Raw genomic sequence first — 20,341 nt, forward strand, 5'->3', positions numbered from 1 at the left:
GGAGCGCAGCGTAGTCCGGGGCGGTCGTCATTTGTGGTGCGATTCCCGGATTGCGCTGCGCTCCATCCGGGCTACGAAGCGACCACTATCCGATCCATCCCGTCGCCAGCGCGTTCGCCAACTCCGGCTGGCCGTTCCGGCGAGCGAGCGCAGCCATCGTCTCGTGATCGTAGACGACATGGCGGAACGTGACCTGCCAGGCACCATCGGCCAGCTCGAGGATCGCGTAACGCGCGTGCGGCGTACCGGCCTCCACGACATGCGGGAACGGATGCTTGTCGCGATAGCCGGGGCTGCCGACGCTGCCGGGATTGACGATCAGCCTTCCGTCGCGAAGTCGTACGGCACGGGCGAGATGGGTGTGGGCGCACAGGATCAGCGATTGCGCGATGCCTTGCGCAAATTGCTCGATGCGATCGAGCGGCGACAGCGCCATCGCGCCATCGGGATGCACGGTATCGAGCCAATAGACTTCGTCATTGTCGGGCGTCGCGTGGCAGAGGAACACCTGATCGCGAAAGACGCGCGTCATCGGCTGCGCACGCAGCCAGTCGAGTTGCGCGGCATCGAGCGCTGCATGGGCCGGGCGATCCCACGAACCCATCTTCTCCGGCGGACGGTCGAGCAGATAGCGGTCGTGATTGCCGAGCACGTGCACGGCATCGAGCTGCATCAGGATCTCGATGGTCCGGCGCGCATCGAGCGGGCCGCTCAGCATGTCGCCGAGATTGACGATGTCGGAGACGCCTTGCGCGCGGATGTCGGCGTGCACAGCTTCCAGCGCGAGGTAATTTCCGTGGACGTCGGCAATCGCTGCAAAGCGCATGGAGATTCCTGTAGCCCGGACGGAGCGAAGCGTGATCCGGGGCCTTTATCGCTTGTACAGTCCCGGATTGCGCTCCGCTCCATCCGGGCTACGCAACTTCTATGTAGGAGGCGTGCCGTTGATGGCGAGCACGTGGCCGGCGAGATAGAGCGAGCCGGTGATCAGGATGCGCGGCGGCACTTCGTAGGCGAGCTTCGCCAAGGCGCGCAGTGCGGCTTCGATGCCGGGCGCGGGCTCGACGCGCATGCCGAGGTTGCGGGCGGCATCCGTGAGGCGGTCGACCGGCATGGCGTTGTCGGTGTCGGGAATCGGCACCGCGATGATGTGGCGGGTCAGACCGGCGAAATTGGCGAGAAAACCCTGCGCGTCCTTGTTGGCCATCATACCCGCGATCACGACCAGCGGCCGCGACACCCGTTCTTCGAGATCGCCGAGCGCGGCCGCCGCGACGCGGCCGCCTTCCGCATTATGGCCGCCGTCGAGCCAGATCTCCGACCCCTGCGGGCCGAGAGCGAGTAGCTCGCCCGAAGCGATGCGCTGCATCCGTGCCGGCCATTCGGCCCCGACAATCCCGGCCTCGAACGCCGCCTGGTTGACCTTGAAGGCATTGGTGGCCCGCAACGCCGCGATGGCGAGACCGGCATTGTCGAACTGGTGGCGACCAAACAGACGCGGCGCGGTGAGGTCCATCAAGCCGCGCTCATCGGAATAAACCAGCCGCCCATGCTCGACATTGACATGCCAGCTCTCGCCCGCGGCAAACAACGGCGCGCGCATGCGCCTGGCCTGCGCCTCGATCACGGCCATCGCTTCAGCCGGCTGTTCGGCGCAAACCACGGGCACACCGCGCTTGATGATCGCGGCCTTTTCGCCGGCGATCGACGTCAAGGTGTCGCCGAGGAAATCCATGTGGTCCATGCTGACAGGCGTGATCACGCAGGCCGCCGGTGTATCGACCACGTTGGTCGAATCCAGCCGGCCACCAAGGCCGACCTCCAGCAGAACCACATCGGCCGGGTTCTGCGCGAACAGGTGAAATGCAGCCGCCGTCTTGAGCTCGAACACGGTGGCCGGCTCGCCGGCATTGACACGCTCGACCTCTTCCAGCGCCGCGCGCAACTCGTCGTCACCGACCAGCACGCCGCCACCGACGCGGCCGAGCCGGAAACATTCGTTGATGCGAACGAGATAGGGCGACGTGTAGGCGTGGACGCGCAGGCCGGCGGCTTCCAGCGTCGCGCGCAGATAAGCCAGCGTCGAGCCCTTGCCGTTAGTGCCGGCGATGTGGATCACCGGCGGCAGCTTGCGCTCGGGGTGACCGAGCCGCTCGAGCAGGCGGTGCATCCGCTCCAGCCCGAGATCGATGCGTTTCTGATGCAGCACCGACAGCCGCCCGATCAATTCGTCGAGCGGCGGCTTTGCGCTCTCAGAGGAAGCGTTCACGCGTGCGGCGCGGCCGGCGCCGTTTCGGGAGCCGATACGATCTGCGCCGGACTGACGACCGGCTGTACCGGCTTTGACGCGGTCTCAAGCGCCGGCGCCCTGGTCAACAATCGGCAGAGCCGCGCCAGGGTCGGACGCAATTCGTGACGATGCACGACCATGTCGACCATGCCGTGCTCCTTGAGATATTCGGCGCGCTGAAAACCCTCGGGGAGTTTTTCGCGAATGGTCTGCTCGATCACGCGCGCGCCGGCAAAACCGATCAGCGCGCCCGGTTCGGCAATCTGCACGTCACCGAGCATCGCATAGGACGCGGTGACGCCGCCGGTGGTCGGGTTGGTCAGCACGACGATGTAGGGCTGTTTTGCTTCACGCAGCATCTGCACCGCGACCGTGGTGCGCGGCATCTGCATCAGCGACAGGATGCCTTCCTGCATGCGCGCGCCACCTGAGGCGGCGAACACGATGAAGGGTGACTTCTTCTCGACCGCAAGCTCGAGCCCGCGCACGATGGCTTCGCCTGCGGCCATGCCGAGCGAGCCGCCCATGAAGTCGAAATCCTGCACGGCGACGACGACGGCGGCACCTTCGAGCTTGCCGTAGCCGACCTTGATCGCGTCGTTCAGGTTGGTTCGCGCGCGCGCATCCTTGATGCGATCGACGTACTTCTTCTCGTCACGGAACTTGAGCGGGTCGGGCGTGACGTCGGGCAGCGCGACGTCGTACCAGGTCTCGTTGTCGAAAATCGACTTCAGACGCGCCACCGCGTTCATGCGCATGTGATAGTTCGAGCCAGGAATGACGAACTGGTTGGCCTCGACATCCTTGTAGAACACGAGCTGTCCGGAATCCGGGCACTTGATCCACAGATTCTCCGGCGTCTCCCGCCGCAGCATGTTGCGGATCTTCGGCCGGACCACATTGGTAAGCCAGTTCATGGTTTGCTCCGATGTGCGATCCCGCCTGGGGACCGCCTGAAGGGATATATGGCGGCCGGGACCCGGCCCGGCAAGCCGCCGTATCGTCGGACTTGCTCATCGGACTTGGCAGCGGAATTATGGCCTATTCCGCCGCCTGTTGCGCGCCTTTGACGCCCTGGGCCAGTGCCGCCGTCAGCTCAGCGACGGCGTTGACGGTCTTGCCGGTGGCGCGCCCGTCCGCATCGAGGCTGTTCTTGAGCGCATCGACCAGCGCGGTGCCGACTACCGAGCCATTGGCCTTTTCGGCAATGGCGCGCGCCGCCTCCGGCGTGCGGATGCCAAAACCGACGCATATCGGCAGCTTGGTATGCCGCTTGATGCGCGCGACCGCTTCGCCGACGGCATCGGCGTCCGCCGCCGCTGCACCGGTGATGCCGGCGATAGAGACATAATAGACAAAGCCTGACGTGTTCGCGAGCACCGCGGGGAGGCGCTTGTCGTCGGTGGTCGGGGTCGCGAGGCGAATGAAGTTCAGGCCTGCCTTCAGCGCGGGAACGCAGAGCTCCTCGTCTTCCTCCGGCGGCAGATCGACGATGATCAGACCGTCGATCCCGGCCGTCTTGGCATCAGCCAAAAACTTGTCGACGCCGTAGATGTAGATCGGATTGTAATAGCCCATCAGCACCAGCGGCGTGACGTTGTCGTCCTTGCGGAAATCACGCACCAGTTCCAGCGTCTTCTTCAAGGTCATGCCGGCCTTGAGCGCGCGCAGACCGGCAGCCTGAATCGAGGGACCATCCGCCATCGGATCAGTGAAGGGAATACCGAGTTCGATGACGTCGGCTCCTGCCTTGGGCAACGCCTTGACGATATTGAGCGATGTCGTGGGATCGGGATCGCCGGCCATCACATAAGTCACGAAGGCCGCGCGGCCGGCTTTCTTCAGCTCGGCGAAACGGGTGTCGATACGCGTGGTCACTTGCTTTTGCCCCTCAGGATGTCGCCGACCTGCGGGACGTCCTTGTCGCCGCGGCCGGACAGGTTGACGACCATCAGGTGATCTTTTGTCCGCTTCGGCGCGAGCTCCATCACCTTGGCGATGGCATGTGCCGGTTCGAGCGCCGGGATGATGCCTTCCAGCTTTGACAGCAGCTGGAACGCTGCGAGCGCCTCGTCGTCAGTCGCGGAGAGATAGTTCACGCGGCCGATCTCGTGCAGCCAGGAGTGCTCGGGCCCGATGCCGGGATAGTCGAGGCCGGCGGAGATCGAATGCGCGTCCTGGATCTGGCCGTCCGCGTCCATCAGGAGATAGGTGCGGTTGCCGTGCAGCACGCCGGGACGGCCGCCCGCGATCGATGCCGCATGCAGTTGCGTCAGCCCGTGGCCCGCAGCTTCGACACCGAAGATCTCGACTGTGGAATCGTCGAGGAACGGATGAAACAGGCCCATGGCGTTGGAGCCGCCGCCGATGCAGGCGACCAGCGAATCCGGCAGGCGGCCTTCGATCTCGTGCATCTGCGCCTTGGTCTCGTTGCCGATGATCGACTGGAAGTCGCGCACCAGCGTCGGATAGGGATGCGGACCCGCGACCGTGCCGATGCAGTAGAAGGTGTTGTGCACGTTGGTGACCCAGTCGCGCAACGCCTCGTTCATGGCGTCCTTTAGCGTACGGGTGCCCGACTGCACCGGGACCACCGTTGCGCCCAGCATCTCCATGCGGATGACGTTGGGCTGCTGCCGCTCGACGTCAACGGCGCCCATATAGACGATGCATTCAAGCCCGAAACGCGCGCACAGCGTCGCGGTGGCAACACCGTGCTGGCCGGCGCCGGTCTCGGCGATGATGCGCTTCTTGCCCATCCGCCGCGCCAGCATGATCTGGCCGAGCACGTTGTTCACCTTGTGCGAGCCGGTGTGGTTCAGCTCTTCACGCTTGAGATAGATTTTGGCGCCGCCCAGATGCTCGGTCAGACGCTCGGCGAAATAGAGCGGCGAAGGCCGGCCGACATAATTCTTGAGATAGCCGTTCATCTCGGCCTGGAAGGCCGGGTCGGCCTTGGCCTCGGTGTAGGCTTTCTCCAGATCGAGGATCAGCGGCATCAGGGTTTCGGCAACGAAACGTCCGCCGAAAATGCCGAAATGGCCGCGCTCGTCAGGACCGCTGCGATAGGAATTTGGTTTTACAACATTCATCGGACGCTCAACTCTTGACTTGCATCTTGGCTTGCGCGCGCGGCGCGAATGAAGGCCTTGATCATCTCGGGATCCTTCAGGCCCGGGGCGCTCTCGACACCGGAGGAGACGTCGACACCACCGGCGCGGGTGACGCGAACGGCTTCGGCGACGTTGTCGGCGCTGAGGCCACCCGACACCATATACGGCAACGCAAGCTCCAGGTTTCCGAGCAGATGCCAATCAAACGGTGCACCGAGGCCGCCCGGCCGCGTTGCGTCCTTCGGTGCGCGCGCGTCGAACAGGATGCGTTCGGCAACCTCTGCGTAACCGGGCAGCACGGCGAGATCGGCTGACGTTGCGACCGGCACGACCTTCATCACCGGACGACCGAACCGTTGCCTGATGTCGCGCAGCCGGGCCACGCTCTCCGTGCCATGAAGCTGGAAAATGTCCGGGGACAGCGCGTCCATGATGTTGTCGAGCGTCGCATCGTCGGCATCGACGGTGAGCGCGACCTTGAGCGCGCGCCGCTTCACCTGTCGTCCGAGCTCCCGGCCGGCTTCCAGCGACAAATGCCGCGGCGACGGCGGGAAGAACACGAAGCCCACCATGTCGGCACCCGCATCGAGCGCCGTTTCGAGCGTCTCGGGTGTGGACAGGCCGCAGATTTTGACGAGCAGGGACATGTTCTCGAGGGATATGGGCTCAAAGCAAATGGAGGCCGCAGGTCCGCGGCCGGAAAACGGGCTTTTCGGTTGCGGCCGCTTCTACAACGTCGCGCGCTGCTTGTCTCGCCCGACGGGCCCGTAAAGCCCCACCCCGGAGGGAACGGGGAGGCGCTGGGACTCGGGCCTTGCTGCGGCCGCCTGGGCCCGCAGATCGGCCAGCTCGCCTCGCGCGGCGCGGGCATCCGCGTCATGTCGGCGCGCCGCACGCCGCCAGTGCCGCTGGCCGAACCAGACGGCACAACCGCCCGCGAGGACCCCAAGCGCGGCCACCACGATCAGGAGCAGGAACAGCGGCAGCGTGACCGAGAATGACGGGTCGTTGGACACGAAGGGATCGAACGAGACCGTGACGAAATGCCGGTTGGCGACGGCAAAGACCATCAGGATCAGGCCCAGCGGAATCACAACCAGTGCGGTCAGGAATTTTCGCATCTCGGCTCGCTCGCCTTGAATCAAGGTTGCGGCCGCATCACTGGCGACCGCGGGAAACCCTGAGGTGGACCTCAGTCTGGCGCGCCTGGATCCGGATGGTCGCGATTCAGCCGTTCGCGCATTTCCTTGCCGGTCTTGAAGAACGGAACGCTCTTCTGATCGACAGGGACATGGGCGCCGGTGCGCGGATTGCGCCCTGCGCGTGCAGGGCGGTGCTTGACCGAGAAGGCACCGAAGCCGCGCAACTCGACGCGGTCACCGCGCGCGAGAGCCGCTACGATCTCTTCGAGAATCGCATTCACAATGTTCTCGACATCCCGCTGGTACAGATGCGGGTTGTGCTCGGCGATACGCTGAACAAGTTCGGATTTGATCATCGAGAGATAGGACCCGGGAGCGTGCGGACGACCATTTCCGTGAAAATACCGTGATCTGTCAAGACGCTAAATGAAGGTTGAGCGTCGTGAAAATACGTGACAAATGCCAAAAAAGCAGGCTGGCCCTGCACGCGCCGAACGGGAAAAACCTCCGGGACTCGCCCGGTTCCGTCAGTTCGACGCCGCCGGCTGCCACAAGGCGAGCATTCCATCCATTCCGAGCCGATCGACCGCCTGTGCGACGCCGGTTTGTCCGATTTGATGCGCAATCGAGCCTAAACCCAGTGCTTCCAGCGTTACTGCGGCCGCCGTCTTGAGGAACGGCAGATCGCTGAAGCGCGGCTGCAGCTTGTAATCGCGCACGGAGAGCCCCTTCTTGACGCCCTTCTGCTCGACCAGCCAGGTTACGGCGGTCTTCTCGTCGCCGATCTGGTCGATCAGCTTGAGATCGATGGCCTGGCGTCCGGTGAAGACACGGCCATCAACCACTTTCTCGAGCTGCGTGTCATCCATGCCACGCCGGTCCTTCACCAATCCCTTGAACCAGGCATAGGAATCCTTCACCAGCGCATCGAGCGCCGCCCGTGCCTCGGGACTGGTCGGCTCAAAACCGTTGGGCGCGGCCTTCAGCGGCGTGGATTTTACCTCCTCGACCTTGACGCCGACGGTCTTCAACAGCTCCGAGACGTTCGGAAACTGGAACAGCACGCCGATCGAGCCGACCAGCGAACTCTGCTGGGCGATGATGTGATCGCTGGCGATCGCGGTGATGTAGCCGCCGGAAGCCGCGAGGCCTTCGACGACGACGACGAGCGGCTTCTTTGCCTTCAGACTCACAAGGGAATCGTAGAGCTGCTCGGAGCCGGCGGTGGTGCCGCCCGGCGAATTGATGTGAACGATGACGGCGGCGGCCTGCGAATTCTCCAGCCGCTCGAGCGCCTGCGTGCGATCGGAATCGCTGCGGATCAGGCCATCGATCTGGACCCGCGCGATCGAGCCGGCGGACGCGAACGTGCCGCGCGCACCCGGCGTCGCGACCAGCGCGAAGCCTGCGATCGCCGCGATCGCGATCAGCGCGGCCAATACGCGCCAGAACGTCAGCTTGCGGCGGATCCTGCGGCGATCGACGATGATGTCCGAATCGAGCGACATCTCAATGTCTCCAAGTGAAAGGCCAGGCGCGTTGTTGCCGTCGCAGCGTCACCATTGGCTTATCTGGATACATCAATTGCGGCGCAATTAGAAGAAAACAAGGCCGGTAGCCGCGTAGCCCGGATGGAGCGAAGCGCAATCCGGGAGAATCCCCCCGGCCGCACGAATCCCGGATTTCGCTTCGCTCCATCCGGGCTACGACCTCAACAACAAAAAAGCCCCGGCTCACGCCGGGGCTTTGATGCAGCGAAACCTGCGGTTCGCTTACTTGGTGTCGCGGTTCTTGAGCGCCGTGCCCAGGATGTCGCCGAGCGTCGCTCCCGAATCGGAGGAGCCATACTGCGCGATGGCTTCCTTCTCTTCGGCGACTTCGAGCGCCTTGATCGACACCTGCACCTTGCGGGCCTTCTTGTCGAACTGGATCACGCGGGCATCGACCTTCTCGCCGACGGCAAAGCGTTCGGCGCGCTGATCGTTGCGGTCACGGGCGAGCTCCGAGCGCTTCACGAACGTGGTGAAGTCGGTACCGGTGATCTTCACCTCGATGCCGCTCTCCTTCACGTCGATCACTTCGCAGGTCACGACCGCGCCCTTCTTGACATCGCCCGGCTCGGCGAAGGGGTCGCCTTCAAGCTGTTTGATTCCAAGAGAAATGCGCTCCTTCTCGACGTCCACATCGAGCACCACGGCCTTCACCATGTCGCCCTTCTTGTAGTTGTCGATCACCTGCTCGCCCGGCTGCTTCCAGTCGAGGTCGGAGAGATGGACCATGCCGTCGACGTCGCCCTCGAGGCCCAGGAACAGACCGAACTCGGTCTTGTTCTTGACTTCGCCCTCGACCGTCGAACCGGTCGGATGACCTTCGACGAAGACCTCCCACGGGTTGCGCATGGTCTGCTTGAGGCCGAGCGAGATGCGGCGCTTGACGGAATCCACTTCCAGCACCTGCACTTCGACTTCCTGCGAGGTCGAAACGATCTTGCCGGGGTGCATGTTCTTCTTGGTCCACGACATCTCGGAGACGTGGATCAGGCCTTCGATGCCCGGCTCGAGCTCGACGAACGCGCCGTAGTCGGTGATGTTGGTGACGCGACCGGTGAAGCGGGCACCCAGCGGGTACTTGGCTTCGATGCCCTGCCACGGATCGTCCAACAGCTGCTTCATGCCCAGAGAGATGCGGTGCGTCTCGTGGTTGATCTTGATGATCTTGACCTTCACGGTCTGGCCGATCGAGAGCACCTCGGTCGGATGGTTGACGCGGCGCCACGCGATATCGGTGACGTGCAGCAGACCGTCGATACCGCCGAGATCAACGAACGCACCGTAATCGGTGATGTTCTTGACCACGCCGTCGATGACCTGACCCTCTTCGAGGTTCTGCACCAGCTCCTGACGCTGCTCGGCGCGGGTCTCTTCGAGAACCGTGCGGCGCGACACGACGATGTTGCCGCGGCGACGGTCCATCTTGAGGATCTGGAACGGCTGCGAGTTGTTCATCAGCGGCGCAACGTCGCGGATCGGACGGATGTCGACCTGCGAACGCGGCAGGAAGGCCACGGCACCGTCGAGGTCGACGGTGAAGCCGCCCTTGACCTGGTTGAAGATGACGCCGTTGACCTTCTCGTTGTTCTGGAAAGCCTTCTCGAGCTTGCCCCAGCTCTCTTCGCGGCGCGCCTTGTCGCGCGACAGCACGGCTTCGCCGAGGGCGTTCTCGATCCGGTCGAGGAACACTTCCACCTCGTCGCCGACCTTGAGCTCGCTGTCGCGGCCGGGGCCGGAAAATTCGCGCAGGGCAACGCGGCCCTCGGTCTTCAGGCCGACGTCGATGACGGCCATGTCCTTTTCGATTGCAACAACCTTGCCCTTGATGACTGAGCTTTCCTGCAGGTTGCCGCCTGCAAAGGACTCGTCGAGCATCGCGGCGAAATCGTCGCGCGACGGGCTATAGGTATCAGCAGAAGTCGAAGCCATTTGTTCTCCAGTTGCGGATGTCATGCCGGCCGTTGGGTTCTTGGGCGCATCGTACGCGCAGTGTCGGAAGGTCCGCAGAACCTTCGAGCGACCGCTCGCTGCTCCGACCTGGAGGCGGAACAGCGGAAGCGGGCCGGCTGAGGCCCGCGCGTGCGATACGTGGAAATCTTTTGTCCGGAGCCTGGATCGCGTCGGCCCCAAGCAGGGACCGAGAGTATCGACCTCAAAGAGCGGGAGCGGGCGCTTCCTCCAATGACGGCAGCGGCTTAACCCCGCGACCGGCCCGCTCGGACAGCCTCGATAATGTCGATGGCGGCCCGGACGCCGCCTTCTATATCCAGTTGGGAGTTATCTAGCAAGTAAGCATCCGCGGCCGGTTTTAAAGGCGCAATGGGGCGGTTCTTGTCGCGTTCGTCGCGCTGGATGATGTCGGCAAGCACCGCCGCCTCATCGGCCTCCTCGCCCCGCGCCTTGGCCTCCATGGTCCGGCGGCGGGCGCGGACCTTGGGATCGGCGACGACGAAGATCTTCACGTCGGCATGGGGGCAGATCACGGTTCCAATATCCCGTCCGTCAAGCACGGCGCCGGGCGGATCGGCGGCGAATTGCCGCTGAAAGTTGATCAGGGCCTCGCGCACTCTGGGGATCGCCGAGACGATGGAGGCGCCCTCGCCCGCCTTCTGGGTCTTCAGGGCCGGATTGCCGAACTTTTCGGGATCGAGTTCCAGCGCCGCAGCGACCGCCGCCGCCTCGTCCCGGAGATCATGCCCGGACTGCATCAGGGAATAGGCCACCGCGCGATAGATCACGCCGGTATCAAGGTGACGGTAGCCGTAATGGTGGGCAAGGCGCTTGCCGAGCGTGCCCTTGCCCGACGCCGCGGGCCCGTCGATGGCGATGATCATATCACTCAAACCTTGACTGCGTGGGGACTACGGGCGCGTCGCAATGGCCGCTCCTCCGTGAAGATGTTGCGGGACGCGAATTCGGCGGGGCTCGCGTAAGTCAAATATTCTCGCATCGCATCCGATGGGGATGACGCGGTGAACCACGGCTCGGCGAGACGCCGCGCCGGATCGCAGACCCACGCCGGCACCCGCCCGAGGCGACGCTGCTTTGCCAGATATTCGGCGATCGCGCCGACAAGGGCGTCCAGCCGATCGTTTCGCGTCAATACTGGTTCGTCTTCGATGGCCTGGTACTGGGCCCTGCTCGTCCCGGCAAGATCGAATGTGTCGATGAATTCGGCCAGCGTGACGTCCTGCGGCGCGCCGGCGCGGATGCGATCGACGGCCTCAGCGAGGGTATTTGGGCGCATCCGCTCCTCCCTCCGGGTTCATGTTCTTCAAAAGGAAGCGCTGCTTTTCCGAGGAGGCCGCGCTCACCGGAAAATACCGGCCAAGCAGTGCGATGGCTTCCTCTACGGTCGCGATTCCAACCACTTTCATCAAGTTCAGGATATCGAGCCGCTCCGTCTCCCCGCGAACGGGATCCGTGACCCGGAATGCCTTCAGTTTCAACGCGAGAAGATATGCAGCGGAGGGCACTGAGACCTCAAGTCCCGGTGGCGTGCCGTCACGCGGGAAAGTGCCGAATTCGAGATGATCCGCGGCCCGGTCGGCCAGTGGGCTGAGATGAAACACCACGTGATCGTTGAACCAGTCGGCGCCCCATCCATTCCTTGCGGCGATTTCGGCTGTGATCCCCTCCAGCCAATCCGGCAGCGGACGCTCGAGCTTCGAGACATCGACGTCTTCCGTCGCGAAACGAAAGTTGCTGGCAAGCATGAGGGCGGAGCCACCATAGACCGCGATCTGAAGCTTCGTTCCAGCCTCGGCCGCAGCACGGCCTATCGAATCGAAAGCGTCCAGCAAGGCATCGCGATCGAAGGCTGCGCTCATGGCAGCTTCCTCATGAAAAATCGGCCCCAAGCGAACGCATCATTGGGATGAAATCCGGAAAACTGGTGGCGATGAAGGCGGTGTCGTCGACGGTCACCGGCTGGTCCGACGCGCAGCCCATCACCAGCGCGGACATCGCGATGCGATGGTCCATGTGGGTGGCCACAATGCCGCCGCCCGGAACGTGGCCGCGGCCTTCGACGATCAAATCGTCGCCGGAGACCTCGACCTTGACGCCGTTGACGCGGAGCATGGCGGCAGTGGCTTCGAGACGGTCGGATTCCTTGACACGCAGCTCCTGGAGGCCGCGCATGATGGTCGTTCCCTCGGCGAAGGCGGCCGCCACCGCCAGCACCAGATATTCGTCGATCATCGACGGTGCGCGCTCCGGCGGCACTTCGACACCGCGCAATTTCGAGGCGCGTACGCGCAGCTTCGCCATCGGCTCGCCGGCGTCGCCGCGAACTTCACTTTCCTCGATCGAGGCACCCATTTCGCGCAGCGTGGTGAAAAGACCGGTCCGCAGCGGATTGGTCATGACATCGGACAGGATGATTTCGGAGCCTTCGACGATCAGCGCAGCAACGATGGGGAACGCCGCCGACGAGGGATCGGCGGGCACGACGACATTGGCGCCATGCAGCTCAGGCTGGCCCACGAGCGTGATACGGCGGCCGTGCTGACCTTCCTGCACCGAGGTGATCTCGGCGCCGAAATGCTTGAGCATCAGCTCGGTATGGTCGCGACTGGCCTCGGTCTCGACCACGGTGGTGGTGCCCGGCGCGGCCAGGGCCGCGAGCAGGACGGCGGATTTGATCTGGGCCGACGCCACCGGCGTCTTGTAGGTGATCGGCAGCGGATCGCGCGCGCCCTGGACGGTCAGCGGCAGACGACCGCCCTCGCCGCCGGCGACGACCTTCGCACCCATTTTTTCCAGCGGATCCAGGATCCGGCGCATCGGCCGGCTGCGCAGCGAGGCATCGCCGTCGAAAATCGCAGAGATCGGGCAGCCGGCGACGGCGCCCATGACGAGCCGGCAGCCGGTGCCGGAGTTGCCGAAATCCAGCGGCGCTTTGGGCTCCGCGAAGCCCGCGACACCCACGCCGTTCACCTTCCAGGCGAAATCTCCGGTGCGCTCGACCCTGGCGCCAAGTGCCTGCATGGATTTGGCGGTGTTAAGGACGTCCTCGCCCTCCAGGAGGCCCGAAATCCGCGTCTCTCCAACTGCGAGCGCACCGAGGATGAGGGCACGGTGGGAGATCGACTTGTCTCCGGGCACCCGTACTTTCCCGGTCAGGGGACCGCTGGCGCGCGACTGGAGCGGCGTCGGCTTGTCGGAATCGGTCAAGTTTGTGTCCTTGGATAGGCCCGAAACGTCCCTGCGGGACTCGCGGGGCAGGTACCACATGGTCTCCCCGCCGTCACGGGCATGTCGTTCTCCCGTAATGCGCTATTGACAGCGGGCCGCCAACTAGCCAAGTGAAGCACCGCTTTTCAGACATTCCCAGGATTCCTCTGCCGTGGCCAAGTCCGAACTCGGAACTAAACGTATTTGCCCGACCACGGGCAAAAAGTTCTATGACCTCAACAAGAATCCGGTGATCTCGCCCTATACCGGAGAAGTCGTGCCGATCGCGCCCATCGCGCCGGCTCGCGCACCCCGTGGCGCCGAAGCCCGCCACGCAGCCGCTGCCGCCGACGCCACGCCGGAGCCGGCGGAGGTCGAGGAGGTCTCGCTCGAGGAGGCCGATGCCGAGGAGAACACCGGCAAGGTCAAGGCGGTCGTGCCCGAATCCGAGGACGACATCGAAGTCGATGAGACCATCGAGGACGATGACGACGATGATTCGACCTTTATCGCCGACGACGAAGAAGGCGATGAGGACGTCACCGACATCATTGGTGATGTCGGCGGTGACGAAGAGACTTGAGATAATTCCAGAACTGTGGTTCTGGGTCTTTCCCGACGCGTCGCCCAAGGCGCGTCGGACGGTTAAGGGGCCATAGCTCAGCTGGGAGAGCGCTTGCATGGCATGCAAGAGGTCGGCGGTTCGATCCCGCCTGGCTCCACCAGCCTTCGCTCGCTTCGCGAGCTTCGGCTGGGCAAGCCCGGGAAGTCCCTCGTAGCGAAGTGAGCGAAGGCTGTCTCGCCATAGCCCGGAGGGCGACGGCGGACGAGGCAAGCACCTCAAGGCTCCTGGGAACTGCTATCCTACCCTCAGGGAGGAAGCGGAATGAAATACGTCTATATTCTCGAAAGCCTTGATTCCGAGCACTTCTACGTTGGCATTACCGACGACTTACGAGCCCGTTTGGCAAAACATAACGCCGGTGAGGTGCCACACACGTCGAAGTACGGACCTTGGCGAATTCGGACCTATTTCGCGTTTGATGACGCGGCACGCGCTGTCGCCTTCGAGCGACACCTGAAATCTGGCTCGGGTCGCGCTTTCGCGAAGAAGCACTTCTAACCCTACTCCCCGATCACCGCATTCAACCTATCGCGCAGCGCCACGATTTCATCCTTCATCGCGACCAGTTCCGAGACCGAGCAGTCCGACGCCGCCAGGATCGATTGCGGCACGGCGCGCGCCTTGTCCTTCAGGGCGTGGCCCTGCGGGGTTAACGCGATCAGCACCTGACGTTCGTCCTCGCTCGAGCGCGTGCGCTTGACGAGGTGGGCCGCCTCGAGCCGCTTGAGCAGCGGCGTCAGCGTTCCCGAATCCAGGAACAACTTTTCGCCGATGGTCTTGACCGGCACGTCGTCGCGCTCCCACAGCACCAGCATCACCAGATATTGCGGATAGGTCAGGCCGAGCCGGTCCAGCAGCGGCTTGTAGACGCGGTTGAAGGCATGCGCGGCCGAGTAGACCGCGAAGCAGATCTGGTTGTCGAGGCGAAGCGGCGTGTCCGCTGCAGAATGTTTCCGGGGCATCGAGAATCTCACAGGACCAGCTCCATTCTGGGGCCGGCCGTCGCCACATTCAATTGCGAACAATTAAATGTGAGACGCCATGATTTCAATTGCCCACAATCTAATTGTTTGCAATAAGGATCGCACCCCACCCGAAAACACAGGGAGACGAAAATGTCAGTGAATGTCCTTTACAAGACCAGCGCAAAGGCCACCGGCGGCCGCGACGGCCATGCTGCGACCCTCGACGGCGCGCTCGACGTCAAGCTCACCACGCCGAAGGAGCTCGGCGGCGGCGGCGGCGCCGGCAACAATCCCGAGCAGCTGTTTGCGGCGGGCTATGCCGCCTGCTTCATCGGCGCGATGAAGTTCGTGTCCTCGCAGGGCGGCCCCAAGGTTCCGGCCGACGCCTCCGTGACCTCGACCGTCGGCATTGGCCCGCGCGCGGCCGGCGGCTTCGGTCTCGACATCGACCTTGCCGTATCACTGCCGGGCCTCGCCCGCGCGGAAGCCGAGGCGCTGGTCGAGAAGGCGCACCAGGTGTGCCCCTATTCCAACGCGACGCGCGGTAATGTCGACGTTCGCCTGACGGTCGTCTGATCGGTTAGCTGAAGCGGCCGACCCGGGATCCCTCGGGCCGGCCGCTTCCCTTGATTTGCCATCCCACGGGATTGCGGCGACGGGCCTGCATGAGGCCCTACGCGGGAAGCCATTGCCGGCTCGGACGAACCTCGTTAGGCCTGTGATCACATCGACACAGGGGACGCGAAGGCATGACTGAAGCCGCCAGTTCTGGAGCCGCCACGGGTGCAATGAGCGGCCTGCGCGTCATCGATCTCACGCGCGTGCTCGGCGGTCCCTATTGCACCCAGATCCTCGCCGACCACGGCGCCGACGTGATCAAGGTCGAGCCGCCCGCAGGCGACGAGGTACGCGACTGGGGCCCTCCCTTCCACGAGGAAGACGCGGCCTATTTCATCGGCATCAACCGCAACAAGCGCTCGATCGGCCTCGACCTCGCCTCCGAGGGCGGCCGGACCGTGCTGCTCAAGATGCTGGAGAGCGCCGACGTCCTGATCGAGAACTTCAAGCCGGGCACGCTGGAGAAATGGGGCATCGGCAACGACGTGTTGCGCGAGAAATTCCCGCGCCTCGTGCATTGCCGGATCTGCGGCTTCGGCGCCGACGGCCCGCGCGGCGGCAATCCCGGCTATGACGCCATCATCCAGGCCATGACCGGCATGATCGCGGCGACCGGCTCGCCCGAGAGCGGACCGATGCGGATCGGCGTGCCGCTGGTCGACATCGGCACCGGCCTCTATGCGGCGATCGGCATCCTGATGGCGCTGTCGGAGCGGCAGCGCTCGGGCCAGGGCCAGTTCCTGGAGACCACGCTGTACGAGACCGGTCTCGCCATCATGCATCCGCACACCGCGAATTATTTCATGCATGGCAAGCCGCCGGCGCTGACCGGCAACGAGCATCCCAACCTCGTGCCCTATGCGATCTTCCCGACCAAGACCGACGACATCTTCATCGGCGTCGGCAATGACGGCACCTTCCGCAAGCTCGCCAAGGAGATCGGCAAGCCCGAGCTCGGCACCGATCCACGCTTTGCGCGCAACAAGGACCGCATCGCCAATCGCGAAGCGCTGCGGGCCGAACTCGCCGCCGTGTTCAGCCAGCACGAGGCCGAGCCGCTGTGCAATCGCCTGCTCGCCGCGGGCCTGCCCGCAGGCCCCGTGCAGAAGATCGACCAGGCGTTGACCAATCCGCACACGATCGCGCGCGGCGATATTATCGAGAAGGACTGGTACAAGGGCGTGGCGTCCCCGATCCGGCTCGACCGCAGCAAGCCGAGCCTGCATCGCCTGCCGCCGAAATTCAGCCAGCACGCAGCCGAGGTGCTCGGCGAGTTCGGCTACTCCAGGTCCGAGATCGACGCGATGGTCGAGCAGGGCACGGTCTGCGGCCCGGAACGCAAGCGCTGAGATAAGACGAAGATCGAGCCTCACCGTAGGCGCGCTCCCTCGCCCGCTTGCGGGAGAGGGTTGGGGAGAGGGTGTCTCCGCAACGGGACAATCCCCAAGCGGAGAGAGCCCTCACCCTCGCCTTCGGCGCGACCTCTCCCGCAAGCGGGAGAGGTTTTCGAGCTCGCAGCGGCATCGGCGATCTTCCACTGCCATTCCGCGATGACGTCCAATGCCGCACTGCGGCGCGGGCGCTCTGTGCACCGCGAATGGAGGACGCTGCGCGCGCGGCATTCGCCTATTTGACGGCTTCCCTTTTCCAGCGCTTGCCGCTTTCGTTTCGCCCGCTTACACAGTCATGTGAACGTCATATGGCGCTGCTAGCGCAAGCGATCATTTTTGACGGCCCAAGAGAACGGCCAAGGGAGGTTTACTTGATGGCTCTTAGAAAGTTTGGAGCGGCTGCCGCTATTGCACTCACGGTAGGACTATCGGCCTCGCCGGCCTTGGCCGCGACCGAAATCCAGTGGTGGCACGCGATGACCGGGGCCAACAACGACGTCATCGTCAAGCTCGCCACCGACTTCAACGCGTCGCAGAGCGACTACAAGGTGATCCCGACCTACAAGGGCAACTATCCCGATACGATGAACGCCGGCATCGCGGCGTTCCGCGCCGGCAATGCCCCGCACATCATGCAGGTGTTCGAAGTCGGCACCGCGACCATGATGGCCGCGACCGGCGCCGTGAAGCCCGTCTACAAGCTGATGGCCGACGCCGGCGAGAAGTTCGACCCCAAGATCTACCTGCCCGCCATCACCGGCTATTATTCGACGTCGAAGGGCGAAATGCTGTCCTTCCCCTTCAACTCGTCCTCGACCGTGATGTGGGTCAACCTCGACGAGCTGAAGAAGGCGAATGTCGAGATCCCGAAGACCTGGCCCGAAACGTTCGAGGCCGCCAAGAAGCTGAAGGCTGCGGGTCACGACACCTGCGGCTTCTCGGGCTCCTGGGTCACCTGGGTCAATCTCGAACAGCTCTCGGCCTGGCACAATTTGCCGCTCGCCAGCAAGGCCAACGGCCTCGACGGCTTCGACACCGTGCTCGAGTTCAACGGACCGCTTCAGGTCAAGCATCTCGAAACCCTGGTCGAGCTGCAGAAGACCAAGACCTATGACTACGCCGGCCGCACCAACACCGGCGAGGGTCGCTTCACCTCCGGCGAATGCCCGATCTACCTGACCTCGTCCGCGTTCTTCGGCAACGTCAAGGCGCAGGCCAAGTTCAACTTCACAGCCGTGCCGATGCCCTATTATCCCGACGTCAAGGGCGCACCGCAGAACTCGATCATCGGCGGCGCTTCGCTGTGGGTGATGGGCGGCAAGTCGGCCGAGGAATACAAGGGCGTCGCGAAGTTCCTGACCTTCCTCTCGGACACTGATCGCCAGGTCTATATCCACAAGGCCTCCGGCTATCTGCCGATCACCAAGGCGGCCTACGCCAAGGCGAAGGAAGAGGGCTTCTACAAGGATCAGCCCTATCTCGAAACGCCGCTGCTCGAGCTGACCAACAAGGAGCCGACCGAGAACTCGCGCGGTCTGCGCCTCGGCAACATGGTGCAGCTGCGTGACGTCTGGTCGGAAGAGATCGAGCAGGCGCTGGCCGGCAAGAAGACCGCCAAGCAGGCACTCGACTCCGCGGTCGAGCGCGGCAACACGATGCTGCGGCAGTTCGAAAAGACCGCCGTTAAGTGAGGCAATGAGCGGCAGGCCGCGACCCGGCCTGCCGCTCTGCTGGCATCATGCAAAAGCAAGCCATTTTCCAGTCAAGGCTGTTACCGTACGCGCTGGTTGCGCCGCAGCTCGCGATCGTCCTGATTTTCTTCTATTGGCCGGCCCTGCAGGCGGTGATCCAGTCCTTCCTGCTGCAGGATGCGTTCGGTCTATCGACCACCTTTGTCTGGTTCGAGAATTACATCGAGCTGTTCAAGGACGCAGCCTATTTCGAGGCGATCGTCCGAACGTTCTTGTTCTCGTTCGCCATCGCCGTCTCGTCGCTGTCCTTCGCGCTGCTGCTCGCCGTGATGGCGGACAAACCGCTGCGTGGCTCGATGCTCTACCGCACGCTCCTGATCTGGCCCTATGCGGTGGCGCCGCCCGTGGTCGGCGTGCTCTGGATCTTCATGCTGCATCCCTCGCTCGGCGTGCTCTCGCGCTATCTGCGCAACATGGGCATCGACTGGAATCCGCTGCTCGACGGCGACCAAGCCGCGGCGCTGATCATCCTCGCCGCCGCATGGAAGCAGATCTCCTATAATTTCCTGTTCTTCCTCGCCGGCCTGCAGGCAATCCCGAAGAGCGTGTTCGAGGCCGCCGCGATCGACGGCGCCCGCCCGATGCGGCGTTTCTGGACCGTGACCTTCCCGCTACTGTCGCCGACCATCTTCTTCCTGCTGGTGGTCAACATCGTCTACGCCTTCTTCGACACGTTCGGCATCATCGACACCATGACCCGCGGCGGTCCGGGAACGTCGACGGTCACGCTGGTCTACAAGGTCTATTCCGACGGCCTGCTCGGCGGCAATCTCGGCAGCTCGGCGGCGCAGTCGGTGATCCTGATGGTCATGGTCATCGTGCTCACCGGAATCCAGTTCCGGTTCGTCGAACGCAAGGTGACCTACTGATGGTCGAGGAAGAGGGCTTCCGGCGCTACATCGCCCACATCATCCTCTGGATCGGGATCGCGATCGTCGCCTTCCCGGTCTACATCGCGTTCGTCGCCTCGACCCAGGACAACGCGCTGATCGCCAACGGACAGATGTCACTGCTGCCGGGCGGTCATTTCTTCGAGGTCTACTACCAGACCATTTTCGTCGGCACGAGCGGCTCCACCCGCGAGCCCGTCGGCAACATGATGCTGAACTCGCTGGTGATGGCGCTCTTGATCGCGGTCGGCAAGATCGCGATCTCGATCATCTCGGCCTATGCGATCGTCTATTTCCGCTTTCCGTTCCGGATGCCGATCTTCTGGATCATCTTCATCACCCTGATGCTGCCGGTCGAGGTGCGCATCTATCCGACCTACAAGATCGTCGCAGATCTGCACATGCTCGACAGCTATGCGGGCCTGGCGCTGCCCCTGATCGCCTCGGCCACCGCGACGCTGCTGTTTCGCCAGTTCTTCATGACCGTGCCGGACGAGCTGCTGGAGGCCTCGCGCATCGACGGCGCCGGTCCCTTGCGCTTCTTCTGGGATACGCTGCTGCCGCTGTCGCGCACCAATATGGCGGCGCTGTTCGTGATCCTCTTCATCCTCGGCTGGAATCAATATCTCTGGCCGCTGCTGATCACCACCCGCGACGACATGCAGACCATCCAGGTCGGCATCCGCAAGATGATCACCACCACCGACGCGCTGACCGAATGGCCTATCGTGATGGCGACGGCCGTGCTGGCGATGCTGCCGCCGGTGTTCGTCGTCGTCGTGATGCAGAAATTGTTCGTGCGCGGACTCGTGGAGACGGAAAAGTAAA

Annotated in this window: 22 protein-coding genes and 1 tRNA gene; 8 read left to right on the forward strand and 15 right to left on the reverse strand. The window is 63.7% G+C overall.

Going from position 1 to position 20,341, the window contains the following annotated elements; translation table 11 throughout:
• Nucleotides 1-85: 85 nt before the first annotated feature.
• The 14 genes from AC0L3S_RS06695 to aroA form a co-directional block, all read right to left on the reverse strand.
• Nucleotides 86-826, reverse strand: a complete 741-nt coding sequence (locus AC0L3S_RS06695) for a metallophosphoesterase family protein (RefSeq protein ID WP_473278505.1) — start codon at nt 824-826, stop codon at nt 86-88.
• A 99-nt stretch (nt 827-925) separates the two neighbouring features.
• On the reverse strand, nt 926-2,269 hold the full coding sequence (locus AC0L3S_RS06700; protein ID WP_473278506.1) for a bifunctional folylpolyglutamate synthase/dihydrofolate synthase: 1,344 nt from the start codon (nt 2,267-2,269) through the stop codon (nt 926-928).
• Entirely contained in the window at nt 2,266-3,207 is a 942-nt protein-coding gene (accD, locus tag AC0L3S_RS06705; RefSeq protein WP_456766997.1) for an acetyl-CoA carboxylase, carboxyltransferase subunit beta, read from the reverse strand. The genes AC0L3S_RS06700 and accD overlap by 4 nt, the downstream gene beginning before the upstream one ends.
• Nucleotides 3,208-3,331: 124 nt before the next feature.
• Complete coding sequence (trpA, locus tag AC0L3S_RS06710) at nt 3,332-4,168, reverse strand: tryptophan synthase subunit alpha (protein WP_473262522.1); 837 nt, start codon at nt 4,166-4,168, stop codon at nt 3,332-3,334.
• Entirely contained in the window at nt 4,165-5,382 is a 1,218-nt protein-coding gene (gene trpB / locus AC0L3S_RS06715; protein ID WP_473262523.1) for a tryptophan synthase subunit beta, read from the reverse strand. The genes trpA and trpB overlap by 4 nt, the downstream gene beginning before the upstream one ends.
• Entirely contained in the window at nt 5,379-6,050 is a 672-nt protein-coding gene (locus tag AC0L3S_RS06720) for a phosphoribosylanthranilate isomerase (protein ID WP_473278507.1), read from the reverse strand. The genes trpB and AC0L3S_RS06720 overlap by 4 nt, the downstream gene beginning before the upstream one ends.
• 81 nt (nt 6,051-6,131) lie before the next feature.
• Nucleotides 6,132-6,524 carry a lipopolysaccharide assembly protein LapA domain-containing protein gene (locus AC0L3S_RS06725; RefSeq protein ID WP_473262525.1) on the reverse strand — a complete coding sequence of 131 codons (393 nt, stop codon included), beginning with the start codon at nt 6,522-6,524 and terminating at the stop codon, nt 6,132-6,134.
• Nucleotides 6,525-6,595: 71 nt separating this feature from the next.
• Nucleotides 6,596-6,901 carry an integration host factor subunit beta gene (locus tag AC0L3S_RS06730; protein WP_007598410.1) on the reverse strand — a complete coding sequence of 102 codons (306 nt, stop codon included), beginning with the start codon at nt 6,899-6,901 and terminating at the stop codon, nt 6,596-6,598.
• Nucleotides 6,902-7,072: 171 nt separating this feature from the next.
• On the reverse strand, nt 7,073-8,053 hold the full coding sequence (gene sppA, locus AC0L3S_RS06735; protein ID WP_007598412.1) for a signal peptide peptidase SppA: 981 nt from the start codon (nt 8,051-8,053) through the stop codon (nt 7,073-7,075).
• A gap of 264 nt (nt 8,054-8,317) precedes the next feature.
• Nucleotides 8,318-10,024 (reverse strand): 30S ribosomal protein S1, encoded by a 1,707-nt coding sequence (rpsA, locus tag AC0L3S_RS06740; RefSeq protein WP_007598413.1) that lies wholly within the window; start codon nt 10,022-10,024, stop codon nt 8,318-8,320.
• Nucleotides 10,025-10,290: 266 nt separating this feature from the next.
• Nucleotides 10,291-10,929 carry a (d)CMP kinase gene (gene cmk / locus AC0L3S_RS06745; protein ID WP_473264359.1) on the reverse strand — a complete coding sequence of 213 codons (639 nt, stop codon included), beginning with the start codon at nt 10,927-10,929 and terminating at the stop codon, nt 10,291-10,293.
• 5 nt (nt 10,930-10,934) lie between these two features.
• Nucleotides 10,935-11,342 (reverse strand): hypothetical protein, encoded by a 408-nt coding sequence (locus AC0L3S_RS06750; protein ID WP_473264358.1) that lies wholly within the window; start codon nt 11,340-11,342, stop codon nt 10,935-10,937.
• Nucleotides 11,320-11,925 (reverse strand): hypothetical protein, encoded by a 606-nt coding sequence (locus AC0L3S_RS06755; protein ID WP_473264357.1) that lies wholly within the window; start codon nt 11,923-11,925, stop codon nt 11,320-11,322. Before AC0L3S_RS06755 ends, AC0L3S_RS06750 begins: the two co-directional genes overlap by 23 nt.
• 10 nt (nt 11,926-11,935) lie before the next feature.
• Complete coding sequence (aroA, locus tag AC0L3S_RS06760) at nt 11,936-13,333, reverse strand: 3-phosphoshikimate 1-carboxyvinyltransferase (RefSeq protein WP_473278508.1); 1,398 nt, start codon at nt 13,331-13,333, stop codon at nt 11,936-11,938.
• Between the two features lie 112 nt (nt 13,334-13,445).
• Between aroA and AC0L3S_RS06765 the strand changes: the two genes are divergently transcribed.
• From AC0L3S_RS06765 to AC0L3S_RS06775, 3 genes are all read left to right on the forward strand, one after another.
• On the forward strand, nt 13,446-13,856 hold the full coding sequence (locus AC0L3S_RS06765; protein WP_007598417.1) for a TIGR02300 family protein: 411 nt from the start codon (nt 13,446-13,448) through the stop codon (nt 13,854-13,856).
• Between the two features lie 66 nt (nt 13,857-13,922).
• Nucleotides 13,923-13,998, forward strand: a tRNA-Ala gene (locus AC0L3S_RS06770).
• Nucleotides 13,999-14,159: 161 nt separating this feature from the next.
• Nucleotides 14,160-14,396, forward strand: coding sequence for a GIY-YIG nuclease family protein (locus AC0L3S_RS06775; RefSeq protein ID WP_473278510.1), 237 nt, complete (start codon nt 14,160-14,162; stop codon nt 14,394-14,396).
• Between the two features lie 2 nt (nt 14,397-14,398).
• Here AC0L3S_RS06775 and AC0L3S_RS06780 read toward each other — a convergent pair whose 3' ends face one another.
• Nucleotides 14,399-14,860, reverse strand: a complete 462-nt coding sequence (locus AC0L3S_RS06780; RefSeq protein ID WP_473264354.1) for a MarR family winged helix-turn-helix transcriptional regulator — start codon at nt 14,858-14,860, stop codon at nt 14,399-14,401.
• Nucleotides 14,861-15,013: 153 nt separating this feature from the next.
• Between AC0L3S_RS06780 and AC0L3S_RS06785 the strand changes: the two genes are divergently transcribed.
• The 5 genes from AC0L3S_RS06785 to ugpE all read left to right on the forward strand — a co-directional run bounded on the left by AC0L3S_RS06785 (nt 15,014) and on the right by ugpE (nt 20,340).
• Nucleotides 15,014-15,439 (forward strand): organic hydroperoxide resistance protein, encoded by a 426-nt coding sequence (locus AC0L3S_RS06785; protein ID WP_007598424.1) that lies wholly within the window; start codon nt 15,014-15,016, stop codon nt 15,437-15,439.
• A 173-nt stretch (nt 15,440-15,612) separates the two neighbouring features.
• On the forward strand, nt 15,613-16,830 hold the full coding sequence (locus AC0L3S_RS06790; RefSeq protein WP_473278511.1) for a CaiB/BaiF CoA transferase family protein: 1,218 nt from the start codon (nt 15,613-15,615) through the stop codon (nt 16,828-16,830).
• 416 nt (nt 16,831-17,246) lie between these two features.
• A complete protein-coding gene (gene ugpB / locus AC0L3S_RS06795) occupies nt 17,247-18,563 on the forward strand; it encodes a sn-glycerol-3-phosphate ABC transporter substrate-binding protein UgpB (RefSeq protein WP_473278512.1) in 1,317 nt (438 codons plus the stop codon).
• A 47-nt stretch (nt 18,564-18,610) separates the two neighbouring features.
• Nucleotides 18,611-19,492, forward strand: coding sequence for a sn-glycerol-3-phosphate ABC transporter permease UgpA (gene ugpA / locus AC0L3S_RS06800; RefSeq protein ID WP_007603953.1), 882 nt, complete (start codon nt 18,611-18,613; stop codon nt 19,490-19,492).
• Nucleotides 19,492-20,340, forward strand: coding sequence for a sn-glycerol-3-phosphate ABC transporter permease UgpE (ugpE, locus tag AC0L3S_RS06805; protein ID WP_063992189.1), 849 nt, complete (start codon nt 19,492-19,494; stop codon nt 20,338-20,340). The genes ugpA and ugpE overlap by 1 nt, the downstream gene beginning before the upstream one ends.
• The last annotated feature ends 1 nt before the right edge of the window (nt 20,341 follow it).

This window comes from Bradyrhizobium sp. Ken01, assembly GCF_055807355.1.